The organism is uncultured Campylobacter sp., assembly GCF_938045405.1.
In the GTDB taxonomy this organism is placed as follows: Bacteria; Campylobacterota; Campylobacteria; order Campylobacterales; family Campylobacteraceae; genus Campylobacter_B.
Genome location: NZ_CALIMW010000057.1, coordinates 52,606 through 71,407 on the forward strand (window position 1 = coordinate 52,606; position 18,802 = coordinate 71,407).

The 18,802-nt window shown below is 52.0% G+C and carries 14 protein-coding genes; 8 read left to right on the plus strand and 6 right to left on the minus strand.

Annotated features, from left to right (window positions below; genetic code table 11):
- Positions 1 to 20: 20 nt before the first annotated feature.
- Positions 21 to 2,474 (plus strand): molybdopterin-dependent oxidoreductase, encoded by a 2,454-nt coding sequence (locus Q0140_RS01915; protein ID WP_297961133.1) that lies wholly within the window; start codon positions 21 to 23, stop codon positions 2,472 to 2,474.
- A 28-nt stretch (positions 2,475 to 2,502) separates the two neighbouring features.
- On the opposite strand, the gene Q0140_RS01920 is transcribed toward Q0140_RS01915, so the two are convergent.
- From Q0140_RS01920 to Q0140_RS01945, 6 genes are all read right to left on the minus strand, one after another.
- Positions 2,503 to 3,552, minus strand: coding sequence for a hypothetical protein (locus Q0140_RS01920; protein WP_297961136.1), 1,050 nt, complete (start codon positions 3,550 to 3,552; stop codon positions 2,503 to 2,505).
- Positions 3,553 to 4,232: 680 nt separating this feature from the next.
- Positions 4,233 to 5,513: a dihydroorotase gene (locus Q0140_RS01925; protein ID WP_297961139.1), complete on the minus strand. Its 1,281-nt coding sequence runs from the start codon at positions 5,511 to 5,513 to the stop codon at positions 4,233 to 4,235.
- Complete coding sequence (locus Q0140_RS01930; RefSeq protein ID WP_297961142.1) at positions 5,510 to 6,439, minus strand: aspartate carbamoyltransferase catalytic subunit; 930 nt, start codon at positions 6,437 to 6,439, stop codon at positions 5,510 to 5,512. The genes Q0140_RS01925 and Q0140_RS01930 overlap by 4 nt, the downstream gene beginning before the upstream one ends.
- 279 nt (positions 6,440 to 6,718) lie before the next feature.
- Complete coding sequence (locus Q0140_RS01935; RefSeq protein WP_005872351.1) at positions 6,719 to 7,249, minus strand: NAD(P)H-dependent oxidoreductase; 531 nt, start codon at positions 7,247 to 7,249, stop codon at positions 6,719 to 6,721.
- A 560-nt stretch (positions 7,250 to 7,809) separates the two neighbouring features.
- Positions 7,810 to 8,661, minus strand: a complete 852-nt coding sequence (locus tag Q0140_RS01940) for a hypothetical protein (RefSeq protein ID WP_297961147.1) — start codon at positions 8,659 to 8,661, stop codon at positions 7,810 to 7,812.
- Positions 8,662 to 8,672: 11 nt separating this feature from the next.
- Complete coding sequence (locus Q0140_RS01945) at positions 8,673 to 9,803, minus strand: CinA family protein (RefSeq protein WP_297961150.1); 1,131 nt, start codon at positions 9,801 to 9,803, stop codon at positions 8,673 to 8,675.
- A gap of 118 nt (positions 9,804 to 9,921) precedes the next feature.
- Between Q0140_RS01945 and ileS the strand changes: the two genes are divergently transcribed.
- The 7 genes from ileS (at position 9,922) to Q0140_RS01980 (ending at position 18,715) form a co-directional block, all read left to right on the plus strand.
- Complete coding sequence (ileS, locus tag Q0140_RS01950; RefSeq protein WP_297961153.1) at positions 9,922 to 12,681, plus strand: isoleucine--tRNA ligase; 2,760 nt, start codon at positions 9,922 to 9,924, stop codon at positions 12,679 to 12,681.
- A gap of 96 nt (positions 12,682 to 12,777) precedes the next feature.
- Entirely contained in the window at positions 12,778 to 14,136 is a 1,359-nt protein-coding gene (gene gatA, locus Q0140_RS01955) for an Asp-tRNA(Asn)/Glu-tRNA(Gln) amidotransferase subunit GatA (protein ID WP_297961156.1), read from the plus strand.
- Between the two features lie 2 nt (positions 14,137 to 14,138).
- Positions 14,139 to 15,590, plus strand: coding sequence for an IMP dehydrogenase (gene guaB, locus Q0140_RS01960; protein WP_297950290.1), 1,452 nt, complete (start codon positions 14,139 to 14,141; stop codon positions 15,588 to 15,590).
- Complete coding sequence (locus tag Q0140_RS01965; RefSeq protein ID WP_297961160.1) at positions 15,587 to 16,693, plus strand: homoserine O-acetyltransferase; 1,107 nt, start codon at positions 15,587 to 15,589, stop codon at positions 16,691 to 16,693. The genes guaB and Q0140_RS01965 overlap by 4 nt, the downstream gene beginning before the upstream one ends.
- A complete protein-coding gene (xseB, locus tag Q0140_RS01970) occupies positions 16,683 to 16,868 on the plus strand; it encodes an exodeoxyribonuclease VII small subunit (protein ID WP_005872361.1) in 186 nt (61 codons plus the stop codon). The genes Q0140_RS01965 and xseB overlap by 11 nt, the downstream gene beginning before the upstream one ends.
- 9 nt (positions 16,869 to 16,877) lie before the next feature.
- Entirely contained in the window at positions 16,878 to 18,053 is a 1,176-nt protein-coding gene (locus Q0140_RS01975) for a carbon-nitrogen hydrolase family protein (RefSeq protein ID WP_297961163.1), read from the plus strand.
- Complete coding sequence (locus tag Q0140_RS01980) at positions 18,050 to 18,715, plus strand: ThiF family adenylyltransferase (protein WP_297961165.1); 666 nt, start codon at positions 18,050 to 18,052, stop codon at positions 18,713 to 18,715. Before Q0140_RS01975 ends, Q0140_RS01980 begins: the two co-directional genes overlap by 4 nt.
- Positions 18,716 to 18,802 lie beyond the last annotated feature (87 nt).

The following is an 18,802-nucleotide window of genomic DNA, read 5'->3' on the forward strand; positions in this document are numbered from 1 at the left end:
TAAATTTAACGGAGACAACCATGAAAAGACGAGATTTTCTAAAACTAGGCGCGCTGGCGGCGGCTTCAGCGCAGGCAAAACAATTAGGCGCGGCGGCGCAGGCGATATTTGACGAGCAGATGGGGCTTTGCGCGAATAAATTCGGCGCGTTTTACGTCCAAACCATCGGCGGCAGGGTCGTGGGCACAGAGCCGTTTGAGGGCGACGCGATGCCAACGGTGCTAAATAACGCTCTAAGCGATCACATCCAAAACGAAACGCGCGTGAAATACCCTTATGTGCGCAAAAGCTTCCTTGCCGATCCCTCAAATCCAAAGCCGCAGCTTCGCGGCAAAGAGCCCTTCGTGCGCGTTAGCTGGGACGAGGCGATAAAGCTAAGCGCTAAAATTTTAAAAGAAAACTTCGACAAATACGGCTCGGAGGCCATTTACGGACAGCTTTATCAGTGGGGCAGCCTCGGTAAGGTCGGCCACTCGCAGCGCACCGCAAAGCGCATGCTAAACGCGCTTGGAGGCTACGTGAGCGAGCTTGGCGGCTACTCTTACGGCGCGGCGACGGCGTTTTTGCCTCACGTGACGGGCTCTATCGATCCGACGCACGCTCCGACGCGCTGGGAGGGCGTGATAAAGGAAGCCAAAACGATCGTGTTTTGGGGCACGAATCCCGTCGTTTCAAACAAGATCGCTATCGGCGTACCGATGCACAACTCCTACGCCTACTACGAGATTATGAAGGATAAATTTAAAAAAGGCGAGATGAAAATTTACAGCGTCGACGTTTACCGCAACGAAACGGCGGAGTATTTCGGCGCGCAGTATCTAGCCGTGCGCCCTTGCACCGATACGGCGATGCTGATCGGGCTTTGCGAATATCTTTACGAAAACGGACTTTACGACAAGGAATTTATCGAGCGCTACACGGTCGGGTTTGATAAATTTAAGGATTATTTCACGGGCGCGAAAGACGGCGTGAAAAAGGATCTAAAATGGGCGAGTAAAATTTGCGGCGTGAGCGAAAAGGAGTTAAAAAATTTAGCCGATACGCTGGCCAAAAAAGACACGCTCATCGTCACGGGCTACGCGATACAGCGCCAGCACCACGGCGAGATGGCGTACTGGGCGCTGATCACGCTAGCGGCGATGCTAGGCGACATCGGCAAGACCGGGCGCGGCTACGTGATGAACGATCAGATGCATAAAAACGCCGACATTAGCTTCATCGCGCCAAAGCTTCAGGCTTTTAATCCCGCGGTAAACGAAAAATACATCGCCCCGCAGGGCAAGCTAGCTAAGGCTAAATATCACGAGATACCAAACAGCAGGCTCATAGACGCGATCATGGAGCCGGGCAAAGAGATCGAGCGCAACGGCAAAAAGTACGTCATGCCGCACATTCGCGTGATGTTTAACGCCAACGGCTCGACCTTCACCCGCCACCCGGACACCAACCGCGCGGTCGCAGCGATGAAAAAGATCGAAGCGATCATCACCACGGAACCGTTTTGGACGAGTACGGCGAGGCTTAGCGACATCGTGCTGCCGTCGGCTCTGGAGTGCGAGCGCACGGATATAGAGTTCGCAAATTCGACTAGCGAGTATCTTTTTGCGATTAAGCCGCTAGTAAAGCCCGCAGGCGAGAGCAAGAGCGACTTTGAGATCGCGCGGCTCATCTGCGCTCAGTGGGGCGAGGAGTACGAGCAGGCCTTTAGCGAGGGTAAAACGGAGCTTGAGTGGGTGAAGGAAATCTACGCCGATGCAGTCCAAAAAGCCGAAGGCATGGGCATAGCAATGCCGAAATTTGAGGAGTTTTGGCAAAAAGGCTACGTTAAATTTGATAAAATCGACGAGAAAAAGCGGTACTTCACAAACTACGCGGACTTCCGCGCCGATCCCGAGAAAAACGCGCTAAAAACCCCGTCGGGCAAGATCGAACTCTACTCCGAAGCGGTCGAAAAGCTAGGTTACGGCGACTGCCCGCCGCACGCGACGTGGATGGAGCCGTTTGAGTGGCTGGACGGCGACGTGAGCAAGTATCCTATCGCCATCAGCGGCGCGCACTCTAAATTTAGGCTCCACTCGCAGCTAAACAGCTCGCTCATCCGCAACTACGCCGAGATCGCTAACCGCGAACCCGCGCTAATTAGCCCCGCCACGGCAAAGGCGCGCGGTATCAAAACGGGCGACGTAGTGAGGATCTACAACGACCGAGGCGAGATCCTCTGCGGCGCGCTGGTGAGCGACACGGCGCAAGATAACGTCGTGATCGTAAGCGAAGGCGCGTGGTACGATCCCGCCGTCTGGGGCGAGCGTAACCTATGCAAGCACGGCAACATAAACGTGCTAACCAAGGATGTGCCTAGCTCGCAGCTATCGCAAAGCAACACCGCGCACACAAGCATGGTGCAGATCGAGAAATTTAAAGGCGAACTACCGAGCGTAACGGCGTTTGATAGGCCCGCGACGATAGAGGTTTAGCGCGCTTTCTAGCTCTTGTGCCAAAGCCCTACCAGCCGTTTATCGCAAACAAAATCGCTAAGTTTTTCTGCGCCAAGAGCTCATCCGAGAGGCGGTCGTATTCGCCCCCGAGCCCCTTTTCTTGTGCCATAGACGGCGGCTCATCATCCCAAGAGCCCATCGCACCGAATACATCGGCGATCCCCGCTGCGGCAAACGCCCTCAAGCTCGGCTGCGGCAGCGCTGCAAACGAAACGGCGTAATACTCGCCCACAGCGACTTCGCCCCGCAGCGTCTTAAGCGCATTATCAAACGTCTGCGCAAAGTTTTCGCAGCCTATCTTGCTCGCAAAATCCCTGATTTGCACTAAAACATTCTCGAATTCTGCGCTGTTATCGCGCGCGCTTAGCGCATCCCGCGGCATCCCGCGCCAAAGGCGCTCGACGTATTTCACGCGCCAAGCCTTTTTATCGCGATCGTATTTCCAATCAGGCGTAAAAACGCCATCAAAGTCCTCAAAGCGGCAGACGATGCCGTTTACGCTCATACCCGAAAAGCCCAAAAGCGCTCTATCTTTTGCGAAAGTTGGAATACTAAGCCCCGCGTCCTTCAGACCGAGCTTTAGGCACTGCTCTATCCAACGTCGCCGTGCGGAGATCGGCTCGTCCTCGCGCCCTTTTTGCGCGAGCCGTCCGGTGAAAAACTCGCGCTCTTTTTGCGCGACTTGCTCGGTAAAAAATTTGTGCTCTTTTTGCAGAAACGACGAGCCCGTGCTTTCGTCGGCGCCTTTTTTACCCGCCGTTTTTTCATTTACTGCTTCTTTGCCGTTCGCGCGCTTTTGCTCCGTTACATCGCCGCTCTCGGCGACTTTGTCCGTCGCACTGCTCTGCACTGCGCCGTACGCATCTTTACTTGCGTCGTTTACGCCGCCATACGCTGCGCGGATCGCGCCCTCTGCGGTGCGAAAATGCTCCTTTGCAAACTCAAAATTTAAATATTTTATATATTTTTGATCTTGCAGGAGTGGCTTAGGATTGCCGCGCAGAGCTAATTTTAGCGCGACGCACAGCGCGCACGAGAGATATATTTCGCCGTTCATAGATATCCTTTAATTTCGATCGCTGCCGTTCATGCGGCGGATTATTTATGCTCCGCACCAAAAGCTAGCGGCGGCAAAATTTTAAAATTTTGCGCCTTAGCGACAAATTTAATCACGATAAAATTTGCGCGTGAAGCAAAAACAAATCTGCGCAAAGATAGAATTCACAACCACCGCGAACATAAAATTAAAAGCAGCTGCCGTATCGAAAAAGGTACCGCTATAAATTTAGAGCAGCTCACACACGGGCACGGATAAAATTCCGAAGCCGAAATCTACAAATACCACAAACAAGGCGACTTGCGTTAAATTTACGCGCACTTTAAAAATGACAAACCGCTTTAAAGAAATTTCAATCGCGCTCGCGCTATGAAATTTTAAAAGCAAGTTACCACACCGAGCTACCGATAAATTTAAGCAAGGCGATCGCACTACTGGATCAAAGATCGCGCCGATACCGAGCAAAACGCGCTATGAAATTTTAAAGACAAGTCGCCGCGCCTACGCTGCCACCAAATTTAAAATGAACCGATCGCACCGCAAAATTTTAAAAGCGAGCCGTTGCGCCCAAACTAGCTAAATTTAAAATAAAGTAATCGCTCCGTTTATGCTACGAATGCCGCCCGTCAGCAAGCTGCGCCCGCCAAGTCGCCGCTCGCAAGCTCTACGCCGAAAGCGTGCTACGCTACGACGTTTGGAAACTCATAGACCACGCGGCCGCTTTTGATCGTGCAAACCGCAGCGCCCGTAAGCTGCTTGCCGAGAAGCGGCGAGTTGCGCGATTTGGACTTATTTAGCGCCTCGTCGTAAACGTAGGAAATCTGCGGATCGATGATCGCGACGTCGGCCAAAAAGCCCTCTTTGATCTCGCCCTTGTCCTTTAAATTTAGAATTTTGGCCGGGTTAAACGAGCAGAGGCGCACCATGTCTTCAAGGCTGATGACCCCCTCGTTTACGAGCCGCAGCGTAAGCGGCACGAGGGTTTGAAGCCCTAAAATTCCAAACGGCGCGTGATCAAATTCTACGAATTTATCGTCGGTATTATGCGGAGCGTGATCGGTCACGATGGCGTCGATCAGACCGCTTTTAAGCGCCTCTCTGATCGCCTGCACATCGCTTTGGGTGCGAAGCGGCGGCGACATTTTAAAATTCGTATCGTATCCCATCAGCTCGCGCTCGTCGAAGGTGAAGTGATGCGGCGTAGCCTCGCAGGTGACGCGGATACCCTCGCGCTTAGCCTGCTCGATGAGTTTTAGCGACCACGCCGAGCTTACGTGCGCGATGTGGATGTGCCCGCCCGTCTTTTTGGCAAGCAGCAGATCGCGCGCGATCATAATCTCCTCTTTTTCGCTCGCCATCCCCTTTAGACCGAGGATCGCGCTGACTTTGCCCTCGTTCATCACGCCGCCGTGGCAAAGCGAGCAATCCTCGCTGTGATTTATCACGAACGAGCCGAAGTGAGCGGAGTATTCGAGCGCCTGTCGCATCACGGAGCTGTCGGTCACAGGCAGCCCGTCGTCGCTGAAAGCCACACAGCCCGCCTCAAGCATATCGCCCATCTCGACGATTTTTGCGCCCTTGCAGTCCTGCGAGATCGCGCCTATCGGTAGTAGATCAATAAGCCCGCGTCCCTTAGCCTTGGCGATCATCGCGCGCGTGATGCTGGAGTTGTCGTTTACGGGCTTGGTATTTGCCATCGGAAGGCAGGTCGTCACGCCGCCTGCGACCGCGGTTTCGCTGCCGCTAATGACGTCATCTTTGTATTCGAGCCCCGGATCTCTAAAATGCACGTGCATATCGATGAGCCCAGGCATCACGAGCTTGCCCGCAGCGTCTATGACGCGGTCTGCGGCGGGACACTCGCGCGTGATCTTTGAAATTTTATCGCCCTCGATCAGGACGTTCGCCTCCTCGCTGCCGTTATGATTAACGATCGTGCCGTTTTTTATCAAAATTTTCATCGTGCGCTCCTATTTAAATTTATCGTATGAAGTATCGCCATTCGCATCGCCTCGCCGTTTTCTACCTGATCTAAAACGCAGCTATAGCGCGGATCGTCGGCTACGTCGGAGTTGATCTCCACGCCGCGGTTGATCGGGCCTGGGTGCATTATCATGACGCCCTCTTTCGCCGCTTGCATTCGCTTGGCGGTAAGTCCGAAAAATTTCGAGTACTCGCGCACGCTCGGGAAGCTCGGCTCGCCGTCTTGCCGCTCGAGCTGTATTCTAAGCATGATGATGACGTCGGCGCCCTCTATCGCCTCCTCTACGCTTTTGCATATCGGGCAACCGAACGCGTCGCAGTCGCGCAGCATCATCGGAGGGCCGAAGAGCCGCACGTTTATGCCGAGCTTTCGCATCGCCCAGATGTCGCTTCTAGCTACGCGCGAGCGAAATATATCGCCGATGATCGCGACGTTTAAATTCTCGATCCTGCCCTTGTGCTCGCTGATCGTAAAAAGATCCAGCAGCGCCTGGCTCGGGTGCTCGTTCAGCCCGTCGCCCGCATTTACGATCGATGCGTCGCAGTTGGCCGCGACGAATTTCGCCGCGCCCGAGCAGCTGTGGCGCAGCACGAATATATCCGTGCGCATCGCCTGCATATTTCTGATGGTATCGATCAGCGTCTCGCCCTTTTTCGTGCTGCTGTCCGCAGCCGTGAAATTTACGCTGTCCGCGCCCAGGCGCTTGGCTGCGATCTCAAAGCTCGTGCGGGTGCGGGTGGAGTTTTCAAAAAACGCGTTGATGACCGTCTTGCCGCGAAGCGAGTCGGATTTTTTGATATCGCTGCGGTTGAGCGATTTAAACTCGCGCGCCAGATCAATGAAGTCGTAGATGTCCTCGCGGCTCAGATCCTGCGCGCTAAGAAGATGCTTTAGCTTATACATTCCCTCTCCTTTTTTGGGCCGAATTTCAGCCGTAATTGTATAAAAAAATCTCTGATAAAATTTTAAAATTTAAGAGCGGGGCTCAAATTTAGACGCGAAATTTTGCTTGGAATTTCATTTAAGATCACATACGAAGCGTGAGCGGAATTTTGGGGTAAAATTTAAAAATTTTAGGATTAAATTTGAGCTTTTTGAGCGAAAATTTTAAAAAATCCGCCACGCCACTTACGTAAAATTTTAAAGCTTTACGCGCGGCGGGCGGCTAGAAAAACAAAGAATTTAAAGCTTATTTAAATACTTTATATAATTTTTCGCGCTATTTTCTACGGCTTGCTCGCTTTTATCGTAAGTAAAGCCGTATGAGACGAAATTTGGTAGCGCAATCGCGCCGACGAAATTAAACGTAGCCTTAAATGGCGCTAGCACCTCATCTACGCTAAAGCCCACAATGCCGTTTTTAGAGTAGTTTGCCTCGGTCGCGCCAAGTGAGATCGCAAGCGCGAATTTTTTGCCCTTAAGTTTGCCGCCATCCTCTCCGCCATAAGCCCAGCCGCGCGTAAAAACATCCTCAAACCACTGCTTAAGAAGCGGCGTGCAGTTTGAAAAACGAAACGGAAACTGAAGCACGATTTTATCGTGGCTTTCGAGCAGTTTTTGCTCCTTTTCCACATCGATTTTAAAATCCGCATAAAGCGCGTAAAGATCATGAAGCTCGAACTTATCAGGATGGGCTAGCACAGCATCCCTCCAGTGGCGGTTTACGAGCGAGTTTGCGATATTTGGATGAGCCAAAATAATGAGAGTTTTCATTTCTATCCTTTAAATTTGAAATTGCGGGGCGCATTATAGCCCTACTTCGTAAAATTTTTCTCGTTTTATCGCAAGCAGCCTTAAATTCTAAAGCTTTACCAGCCGCCACCCGCTTATCTTTGACAGCGGCTTCAAAGAGCGCGAGCTTTGAATTTCAAACTTCATCCATTACTCGCGCTTTATTTTAGAAATGCTCGCCCTTGGGGCACTCGTCGCGTTTTACGGAGGTTTATCACTTCTTTGCAAATATTCATATTCCATTGCGGAAGCTCGCGCGAGTAAAATTTTAACGAAGCCGCCGCGCAGGGGAAATTTTAATAAAATTTAGCATCGTTTCTCTGCGAGCATTCGCCACAACAAATAAAATTTAGATGAAATCTAGCCGTGCTTTAAACTATATAATCTTGCCATCGGTTCCGTCGTCGGGCTGCGGGTGCTCATCGCGCTCTTATGAGTGTCCGTCACGCTTTCGTGCAGGCTCGTTACGCTCCTGCGAAGACTTGCCGCTTTCCTGCGGATGGTAGTTGCAACAAAAAATTTTGAGTAGAATTTAGCGTAATTTAAATTCTAAAGCTTTGCCTACCAGCCGCCTCTTCAGGATCTGAATTATCATCGCGCTCCTGCGAGCGCCCGCCGCGCAGCTCCTGTCTGGGCTGCACGCCAAAGCCCTCCAAGACCTTGCCTAGGCTTTCATTAGCGTCCTTGATGATACCTTGCAGGCTTTCGCCCATCTGATCAAGGTTTTTGCCCGCCTCGCGCGCCGCCGCCTCGCCCTGCTTTAGCAGATCCTTGGTCCTATCGGCGTTGCGAGCGGCGAAATCGTTCAGCGCTTCGGGCGCCTTTTTCTGCAAATTTTGCAAGGCCTCGCCCAAAACTTTAGCATCGTTTGCAAGCTCGTCTATCGTGGAATTTAGATCGGATTTTTGCTTGCTCTCAAAGCCCTGCGGCACGGAATTTTGCGTGGAGCCTTGCATAGAATTTTGTGTGGAGCTTTGAACGGAATTTCGCCCCGAGCTATCCGTGCTTTTATTAAAATTTCGCCCTTGATTACTCGCGCTAAAATTCTGTTCCGATCGTGCGCTTTGTTCGCGATTTTGCGCGTCTGATCCGCCGTCGCAGCCGCTTAAAATACATATCGCGGCTAACGCCAAAGTAAAATTTCGCGCCGCGTTTATAAAACTAAAATTTCTAGCGCGACCCGCTGAGATAAAATTTAATCCGCCCTGCGCCGAGATAAAATTTCGCCCGCTGCCGATCTTTATAAAATTCTGCCTAACGTATGCCGAAGTAAAATTTCGCCCGCCATCCGCCGAATCGAAATTTCGCGACCGTCCAGAGCCCGGCTCGCCGCTAGCTCTGATAAAATTCTGCGCCAAATCCCGTCCGCACCCTTTCAAAATTCGTCTTTTCAAAATCCGCTCCTTTAAATTTCATCTCTCGCAGGCGCGCTCGGAAGCCGCCCGAAAAACAGATCGCTTCTAAGCTTCAAAAGCAAGCAGATAGCGATATCGGCGCTTTGTTCGCGGATATAGTTTCGATCGCCTTTTAGATGAAATTCCCCGACGATCTGTTTGCCGCCCTGCTCCTTCGCGCCGATAAAGACCGTCCCTACGGGCTTTTGCGCGCTTCCGCCGCCGGGGCCTGCGATACCGCTTACTGCAAGAGCGAAGCTTGCCCCGCTGCTTTGTAGCGCGCCCTCCAGCATCTCGCCCACGGTTTGTGCGCTGACCGCGCCGTAGCGCGCGAGCGTATCTTCGCCTACGTTTAGCCAGAGATTTTTTATCTCGTTGGCGTAGCTTACGAGCGAGCCGTCAAAAACGTCGCTCACGCCCGCGACCGCGCCGAATTTTGCGGCGATAAGCCCTGCGGTGCAGCTTTCGGCGAAGGTTATTTTAGCGCCTATCTCGCGCAGTCTATCCACCACAAAGCCCATAAAATCGCCGCCTTCGATGTAGCAGCTCTCATAATACTTGCCGACGCTTTGCAAAAACGCGTCCAGCGCTCCGAATTTCATCGCACTGGCGCGCACGAGTAGCAAAAAGGAGCCGGGTCTGCTGATCGTAAGCGAAATTTTATAGCTAATCGCAAGGCTTTCTAGGCGCTGCTTTACACTTTCGTATTCGCAGTCAAAAAGATAAAAGCTCTCGCCCGCGCTCGGCGCGTCTTGAAGGATCGGCGGCAGGCTCTGCAAGCAAAGAGCCTTGATCACGTTTACCGAGCAGCCTCTGACGTTTAGCAGGAAGCTGTTTTTCGCCACCGTGCGCGCCATCGAGGGCGCTAGGGTTTCTCCATTTTTCAGCTCAAGCGAATCGAAAGAGAGCGTCGATAAAATTTTACCGACGACCGCGTAGGCGGAGTTTGCCGCAAAGATCGTGATAAAATCGTACGAATCGATCATCTTTTCAAGTGCGAAGGGCAAAACCTTATCGTTTTCGCTTAAGAATTTCAAATCGTCGATCCGCCCAAAAACTCGTTCGTAGCTGCGAGATATATAGCTCATCAAAGCCGCGTCGTAGCGGATCTCCTCGCCGATTACAAGGATGATATTTTTCATAAAGACCCTCATTAAATTTTCGCACATTATAGCATAAACGCAGACTGCTCTTTCAGAGCTTTTTAATGGCGTTTTGGATAAACTTCACAAATTTTTTAAGACACGAAAAGGTACAAATATGGACTACAAAGATACTCTCTTTCTTCCTACGACGGACTTTGCGATGCGAGGCGCGCTACCGCAAAACGAACCTGCGCGGTTTAAGGCATGGTATGACGAGCGTAAAATTTACGAAAAGATGAAAGCTAGGCGCAAGGGCGCAAGCGTCAGCTTCAATATCCACGACGGCCCGCCGTATGCCAACGGACACCTCCACATCGGCCACGCGCTGAATAAAATTTTAAAAGACATCATCACCAAAACCCATTATTTTTTCGGCGAGGATATCCGCTACGTGCCGGGCTGGGACTGCCACGGCCTGCCGATCGAGCAGCAAGTAGAGATCAAGCTAGGCGAGCGGAAAAAATCGCTTTCAAAAGTGCAGATCCGCGAGCTTTGCAGACAGCACGCCAAAGAGTTCATCGACGTGCAGCGCAATGAATTTAAAGATATGGGGATTTTGGGCGACTGGGACGATCCGTATCTGACGCTAAAATTTGAGTTTGAGGCTGAAATTTACAAAGCGCTCTGCCAGATCGCGAAAAAAGGAATTTTAATCGAGCGAAGTAAGCCCGTGTTTTGGAGCTGGGCGGCAAAAAGCGCGCTCGCAGAAGCCGAGGTCGAGTACAAAGACAAAGAGGACTACTCGATCTTCGTGGCGTTCGATCTAAGCGATGAAGCGAACGCTAAAATCGGCGCGAAAGGCGCCAAAGCGGTCATCTGGACGACCACGCCTTGGACGCTGCCTGCAAACGGCGCGATATCTTTGAACCCGAATGAAATTTACGCGCTGACGAGCGAAAATTTAATCTTTGCAAAACCTTTGGTCGAAAGCCTCGTAAGACTGGGCATCACGAAGGGCGAGATAGTAAAAGAATTTAAAGCCGCCGAGCTTGAGGGCTTAAACGCGATCAATCCACTAAACGATAGAGCTTCGAAATTTATCCTCGGCGAGCACGTCCTGATGGACGGCGGCACCGGGCTCGTGCATACGGCTCCGGGGCACGGCGAGGACGATTATTTCGTAGGGCTTAAATACGGCATCGAGGTGATTATGCCCGTGGATGAGGGCGGCTGTTTCGACGAGACGCTTAAAACCAAAAAACTCTTCCGCGCAGACGTCGTAGATGAGCTCGTGGGGATGCATATTTTCAAAGCAAACGAGAAAATTTTAGAGCTTCTAGGCCCCGCACTTATCAAATCCGGCAAATTCGTCCACTCCTATCCGCACTGCTGGCGCACGCACAAGCCGGTGATCTACCGCGCGACGAAGCAGTGGTTTATCGCGATGGATGAGCCCAAACTCAGCGGCAAGACGCTGCGCCAAGTAGCACTTGAAGAGATCGAAAAGGTTAAATTTTATCCGCAAAGCGGCATCAACCGCCTAAGCTCAATGATAGAAAACCGCCCCGATTGGTGCATCTCGCGCCAGAGAGATTGGGGCGTGCCGATCGCGTTTTTCCGCGACAAAAGCACCAAAGAGCCGATCTTTGATGAGAAAATTTTAAATAATATCTACGAAATTTTTAAAGCCAAAGGCGCGGATGCTTGGTGGCAGATGGAAATTTCGGAGCTCTTGCCGCAAGATAGCGGCTATAAGCCTGAAAATTTAGAAAAGGTGATGGATATCTTAGACGTTTGGTTCGATAGCGGCTCTACGTGGAAAGCGGTGCTACAAAGCGGCGCCTACGATGCGGGCAAATTCCCTGCGGATATGTATCTTGAGGGCAGCGACCAACACCGCGGCTGGTTTCAAAGCTCTCTGCTTCTAAGCTGCGCAATCAACGAATGCGCGCCGTACAAAAGCATACTCACGCACGGATTTACCGTCGATGAGAAGGGCCAGAAGATGAGCAAGTCCGTCGGAAACGTCGTCTATCCGCAAGAGGTCGCAAAGAGCCACGGCGTGGAAATTTTACGCCTTTGGGTCGCGATGAGCGATTATTCGACCGATCTAAAGATCAGCGACAATATCCTAAAGCAGGTAAGCGAGCAGTACCGCAAGATCCGAAATACTATAAGATTTCTACTCGCAAGCACCAGCGATTTAAATGAGATCGAGACGAGTAATTTTACGCGGCTTGATCGCTGGATCCTAACGCGCGCGGCAAACGCCTTTGCGGGCGCGGAAGCGGCGTTTAGAAACTACGATTTTTCAAAGGGCTTCAACGCCTTACTAAATTTCTTAAGCGCCGATTTGAGCGGCATCTATCTTGATATCTGCAAAGACAGGCTCTACTGCGACGCACCCGACGAGCCGCGCCGCAGAAGCGCGCAAAGTGCGATCGCTCTGATTACGCGAGCGCTGCTACCTCTGATCGCGCCTACGCTAACCTACACGATTGACGAAGTAATGGAATTTGCGCCGCAAATCATTAAAGAGGGCAAGCAGGACGCTTTCGATCTAATCTACAAGCAGGTAGAATTTGACGATTTTCTAGAATTCGACGAAATTTTAATCAAATCGAGGGAGAAATTTTTCGAACTCATTGACGCGCTGAAAAAGGACAAGATTATCAAGTCGACGCTTGAGCTGGTTTTGCAGACGAGCTCGAACGAAATTTTATCAAACGACATCCTAGGCGTGGCGGATTGGTTCATGGTAAGCGACGTGGACACTCTGCAAAGCGAGGAGGCTCTAGCGGAGTTTAAGATAAACGATGAAATTTTCCGCCTCGTAAAATCCTCTAAACACAAATGCCCTAGATGCTGGAAATTTAACGCAAAAGAGCCGTATGAGCTCTGCCCGCGCTGCGCGAAGGTCATGCATGCTCGCTAGCCCCATAAGTCTCAGCTTCGTATTTTTTACGATCGCGCTGATCTGCGTAGCGACGGGCGTGGGGATCTATTTCGTGAATAAATTTAAGGATGGCAGATGATAAGTTTGAAAGAGGCTCTAAAGCTGAGCGCGGATGAAATTTCGGCGCTTAGAGCGGAGCTAAAGGATAAAATTTTAAAAACCAAAGAGCTCGGCGCCTACGTAGAGCAGCTCACGGGCGAGGCTCTAAATATCAGCGGCCAGGGCGTGCCGATCGCGATCAAAGATAATATCCAAGTAAAAGATTGGAGCGTCACCTCGGCGAGTAAAATTTTGCAAGGCTACGTTGCGCCATACGATGCGACGGTGATCAAAAAGCTACGCGAGCGCGGCCTGGCGCCGTTTGGGCGAACGAATATGGATGAGTTTGCGATGGGAAGCACGACCGAGAGCTCATTCTACGGCAAAACTCTCAATCCGACCGATCACTCGCGTGTACCCGGCGGCAGTAGCGGCGGAAGCGCGGCTGCCGTAGCGGCAAATATCGCCGTAGCCGCACTCGGAAGCGATACGGGCGGCTCGATCCGCCAGCCGGCGGCATTTTGCGGCTGCGTAGGCTTTAAGCCGAGCTACGGCAGGGTAAGCCGCTACGGGCTTGCGGCGTATTCTAGCAGCCTCGATCAGATAGGACCGATTACGCGCAGCGTCGAGGACGCGGCGATCTTATACGACATCATCGCAGGGCGCGACGAGATGGATAGCACGAGCTACGCGGGCGCCTACGAAAGCACCGCGGATAAGCTAAACGCGGATCGCAAGCTTAAGATCGCCGTTATAAAAAACTACGTGGACGAGGCCTCGCAGCAGGTCAAAGAGGCTCTAAATTCGGCTATAGAAAAGCTAAAATCATTCGGGCATGAGATCGTTTACCGCGATCTTTGCAGCTCCAAATACGACATCGCGACCTACTACATCATCGCAACCGCCGAGGCTAGCGCAAATTTAAGCCGCTACGACGGCGTGCGCTACGGAAACCGCGCAAAGGCTCTAAATTTAAAAGAGCTCTACGCCAACACCCGCGGCGAGGGCTTCGGCGACGAGGTCAAGCGCCGTATGCTTCTAGGCACCTTCGTGCTAAGCAGCGGCTATTACGACGCGTATTACATCAAAGCACAGAAAGCAAGGGCTTTCATCAAAAGCGAATATGAGGAAATTTTAAAAGACGCCGATTTGATCTTTATGCCGATCGCGCCGGGCGTGGCGTATAAATTCGGCGAGCTTAGCGATCCGCTGCGTGCGTATCTTAGCGACATCTACACGATCGGCGTAAATTTAGCGGGGCTTCCCGCAATCTCCGTGCCGGTAGCGAAAAACAAAGAGGCTCTTAATATCAGCGCGCAGCTCATCGGGCGCGCCTACGACGAACAAACGGTGCTGGACGGCGGCTTGAGTTTAGAAAAAATCGTGAAAGGATAAGTATGAAGATCGTCAAAAAGGCTCTGACCTTCGAGGATGTTTTGTTGGTACCGCAATACTCTGAAATTTTACCCAAAGAGGTCGATATCAGCACGAGTTTTACGAAAAATATCACGCTAAATACCCCTCTTGTGAGTGCTGCGATGGATACGGTCACCGAGTACCGCACCGCGATAATGATGGCGCGCCTCGGCGGCATCGGCGTGATCCATAAAAATATGGACGAGGACTCCCAAGCCAAGATGGTTCGCCGCGTAAAAAAGAGCGAAAGCGGCGTCATCATCGATCCTATCTCGATCAAGGCGGACGCCACGATCAAAGACGCTCTCGATCTTATGAGCGAGTACCATATCAGCGGCATTCCCGTTATCGACGATAACGGCGTGCTGATTGGAATTTTGACCAATCGCGACTTGCGCTTTGAAACCGACACCGCCGCGCTTGTAGGCGAGAAGATGACCAAAGCTCCGCTAATTACCGCTCCAAAGGGCTGCACGCTTGATGATGCGGAGAAAATTTTTAGAAACAATAAGGTAGAAAAGCTTCCGATAATCGACGCAAACGGCCACTTAGAGGGGCTTATTACGATTAAAGACCTTAAAAAGCGTATTGAATATCCAAGCGCCAATAAAGACAAATTTGGCCGCCTTCGCGTCGCCGCAGCGATCAGCGTAGGCCATCTGCAAAGAGCCGAAGCTCTCGTCAAAGCGGGCGTAGATGCACTTGTGATGGACTCCGCGCACGGACACTCCAAAGGTATTATCGACACGCTTAAGGAGCTGAAGCGAAATTTTGACGTGGACGTAGTAGTCGGAAACGTCGCAAACCCCGCCAGCATAAAAGATATCGCAAACGCGGGAGCCGACGCGATTAAAGTAGGTATCGGACCGGGCTCGATCTGCACTACCCGCATCGTAGCTGGCGTGGGCGTGCCGCAATTCACCGCGATCAACGATTGCGCGATCGAGGCGGCTAAATTTGGAATTCCGATCATCGCAGACGGCGGTATCAAATACTCGGGCGACATCGCCAAAGCTCTAGCCGCGGGCGCAAGCTCGGTGATGATGGGAAGCCTGCTTGCAGGCTGCTACGAGACCCCGGGCGAGCTCATTACGTTTCAGGGCCGCCAGTACAAAACCTACCGCGGCATGGGCTCTTTGGCAGCGATGCAAAAGGGAAGCTCGGATCGCTACTTTCAAGACGGCACCGCAAAAGAAAAGCTCGTGCCCGAGGGCGTCGAGGGGCGCGTACCTTACGCGGGCATGCTAAAAGACGTGATCTTTCAGCTGCTAGGCGGCTTGCGAAGCTCGATGGGATACTGCGGCAGCAAGGATATCGCGACCTTTCAGCAAAAGGCGGAATTCGTCGAGATCACGAGCGCAGGTCTTAAAGAAAGCCACGTCCACGACGTCATCATCACGCAGGAAGCGCCGAATTACCGAGTAAATCAGTGATCCTTCAAAGCAAAATTCAAAATTTCGACGAGCCGCTCTATCTGGAGAGCGGCCGCGTCTTTTCCAACTTCAAGCTCGCCTATGAAACCTACGGCGAGCTAAATTCCGATAAATCAAACGTCATCGTCATCTGCCACGCCTTAACGGGCTCCGCGCACGCCGCGGGACTTTACGAGGGCGACGTTAAGCCCGGCTGGTGGGACGGGCTCATCGGCGATCATAAAGCGGTCGATACGACGAAATTTTTCGTCATCTGCATAAACATTTTAGCTTCGCCGTTCGGCTCGACATGCCCGCTTGATGTCGATGAAAGCAGCGGCCGCGAGTACCGCTTGCGCTTTCCGGTAGTGGTCGTCTCGGACGTCGTGCGCGCGCAGATGATGCTTTTAAAGCGCCTAGGTATTTCGCGCGCCCGCGCCGTTATCGGCGGCAGTCTGGGCGGCATGCAGGCGCTGTGCTACGCGATCGAATATCCGGAATTTGCGGATGAAATTTTCGTGCTCGCAAGCACATACGCTACGCAGCCTTGGGCGATCGCGTTTAATAAGATCGCGACCGAGGCCATCTTGCGCGATCCAAATTTCAAAGGCGGCAACTACGATAAAAATCTGATCGCCGAGCACGGACTTGACGGCATGGCGGTGGGGCGCATGGCGGGGCATATAAGTTTTTTGAGCCCAAGCTCGATGCAGGATAAATTCGGGCGCAACTACGTCGAAACCGACGGTCTTTACGAGATCAACGGGCGCTTTCAGGTGGATCGCTACCTTGAATACAACGGCGAAAATTTCGCGCGCAGGTTCGATCCTCTGTGCTATCTTTACATCGCCAAGATGATGAATATATTTGATTGCACGCGCCACTACGGCAATCTCAAAAACGCCTGCGCGCAGATCAGATCACGCCTGCACCTCATCTCTTTCAAAGGCGACGTGCTCTTTCCGCCGGAGCTAATGAAAGAAATTTACGACACGATGAGCGATCTAGGGAAAAAGGATCGCGCGAGCTACGCGCAGATCGACAGCGACTACGGACACGACGCGTTTTTGGTCGAGATAGAAAAATTTGATTACATCATAAAAAGGATTTTGGATGAGTTTTGAAGAAAAAATGGAGAAGATTAACGCGCTTTTAAAGAGCCTAAACGACAAGGATCTGAGCCTAGAGGAGAGCGTGAAGCTGTATAAGCAGGGCGTCGCGCTGCTAAAGGAGGCGAAGGAAATTTTAGAAAACGCCAAGCTCGAGGTTGCCGAAATAAACGCACCCGAGCAGGCTTAGGAGGCGACGATGATAAACGTATGCGTTTTGCAACTACCGACGCTTTCGATGAGCGAAAATCGGATCGATTACTATATGAAGGTCGCCAAAGACAACGGCGCGCGGATCGTGCTGCTGGGCGAATATGAGCTAAATTCCTTCTTTAGCGAGCTTAAAAAGATGCCCCGCTCCATCGCGTGCGAACAGAGCGAGCACAAGCAGGAGCTGATGGCGCGGCTGGCTGCCAAATACGACCTGCATATCGTAGCGCCGATAATCAGAGCCGCTAGCGGCGCGATTTTGAGGCAGGCGGGCATTTTCGGCGGCGCGGCTCAAAAAAGCGCGCGCTGCGGCGGCGAAAATTCTTTAAGCCTTAAAGGCGAGCCTGGTTCCAAGGGCGAGCTAAATTCCAAGAGCGATTTAAATTCCAACGATGGTTCAAATTCTAAAGGCGCTTTAAATTCCGCAAGCAAGCAGAATTGCAAAGGCGGCTTAAATTCCTGCGGCGCGCACGCTTTAAATTTCAAAGCCGCAAATTCCGCAGACGGTTTAAATTTAAGCGCTTCGATCCCAAGTAACTCGAACGCTTCAAATTTAAAAGCCGAAAGCCAAAAAGATGCGAGCGAAGAGGAGATCTTTTGCGCGAGCGAAAACGAGCCTATCTGGGTGAAATCCTGCGCGAAATTTTCGCCCTCGGAGGTGAAATTTTACGATCAAAATATCCTGATGGACTATCCGCACTGGAACGAGGAGGGCTTTTTCGCCAACCGCAAAAGCCGCAAAATCGGTAAAATTTCGCCGATGATCTTTAGCGAGGGCGGCGTGAAATTCGGCGTGTGTTTCGGCTACGAGGCGCATTTTGACGTATTTTGGCGCTATTTTATGCAGAAAAACGTCGGCTGCGTGCTCGTGCCGTGCGCTTCGACCTTCGAAAGCGGCGGGCGCTGGCGCGAGCTTTTGAAGATACGCGCGTTTACGAACTCGCTCTACGTCATCCGCGCCAACCGCATCGGCGAGGCGAAATTCGGCGAGAGCGAGTTTAAATTTTACGGCGAGAGCTTCGTCGTAACCCCCGGCGGCGAGATCGCAAACGAGCTGAAAAACGAAGAGGGCGTGCTGATGTGCGAAGTGGACGCGGACGAGATCGCTGCGGCGCGCGGGCTGTGGAAATTCCGCAAAAATCTAGTCAGCAGGGGGCTTTTATGAACTACTTTCACAGACAGATCCAGCTTTGGGGCGAGCAGACGCAGCGCGCGCTTGCGGATAAGCGCATCCTGATCATCGGCGCGGGCGGGCTTGGAAGCAGCCTTTCTTACGCGCTCGGCGCAAGCGGTATCGGGCGAATCAGCGTCGTGGATTTCGACACGGTGGCGCTTCACAACATCCACAGGCAAATTTTATTCACGCTCGCAGACGAGGGTAAATTTAAAGCGGACGTTTTTAAAAGCCGCACGGAAAGCCGCTACGACGGCGTGAGCGTGGAAGTACACAAGAGCCGCGCGGAGGAATTTTTCGCTAGCGCGATAGGCTCGGGCGAGAAATTTGATCTGATTTTAGATGCGACCGATAATCTCGCCACGCGCGCGCAGATCGATGCGTTTGCTAAGCAAATAGGCGTGCCGTGGGTGTTTGCGTCGGTGGACAGCTGGCAGTGCCAAGTCTGCTTCGTGCAGAATGCGGATTTTAAATTTTTCCCGAGCCTAAACGCGACGCCTGCGGGCATAACGGCTGCGATCGTGATGTTTGCGGCAAGCTTTGAGGCAAACCTCGCTCTGCGTTATCTGGCGGGGCTTGAGGTCGAAAAAGACCTGCTTTACTATGCGAACTTTTTTGGCGGCGAGCTGGAAGTTAAGAAGATAAAATTGTAGCCTGGGCTCGGGCTAGTTTAAATTTAAGCCCGAGCTTGTGGGTTGACTTTATATCAAAAAGCTAACTTTGAGTATGTTGATTTAACT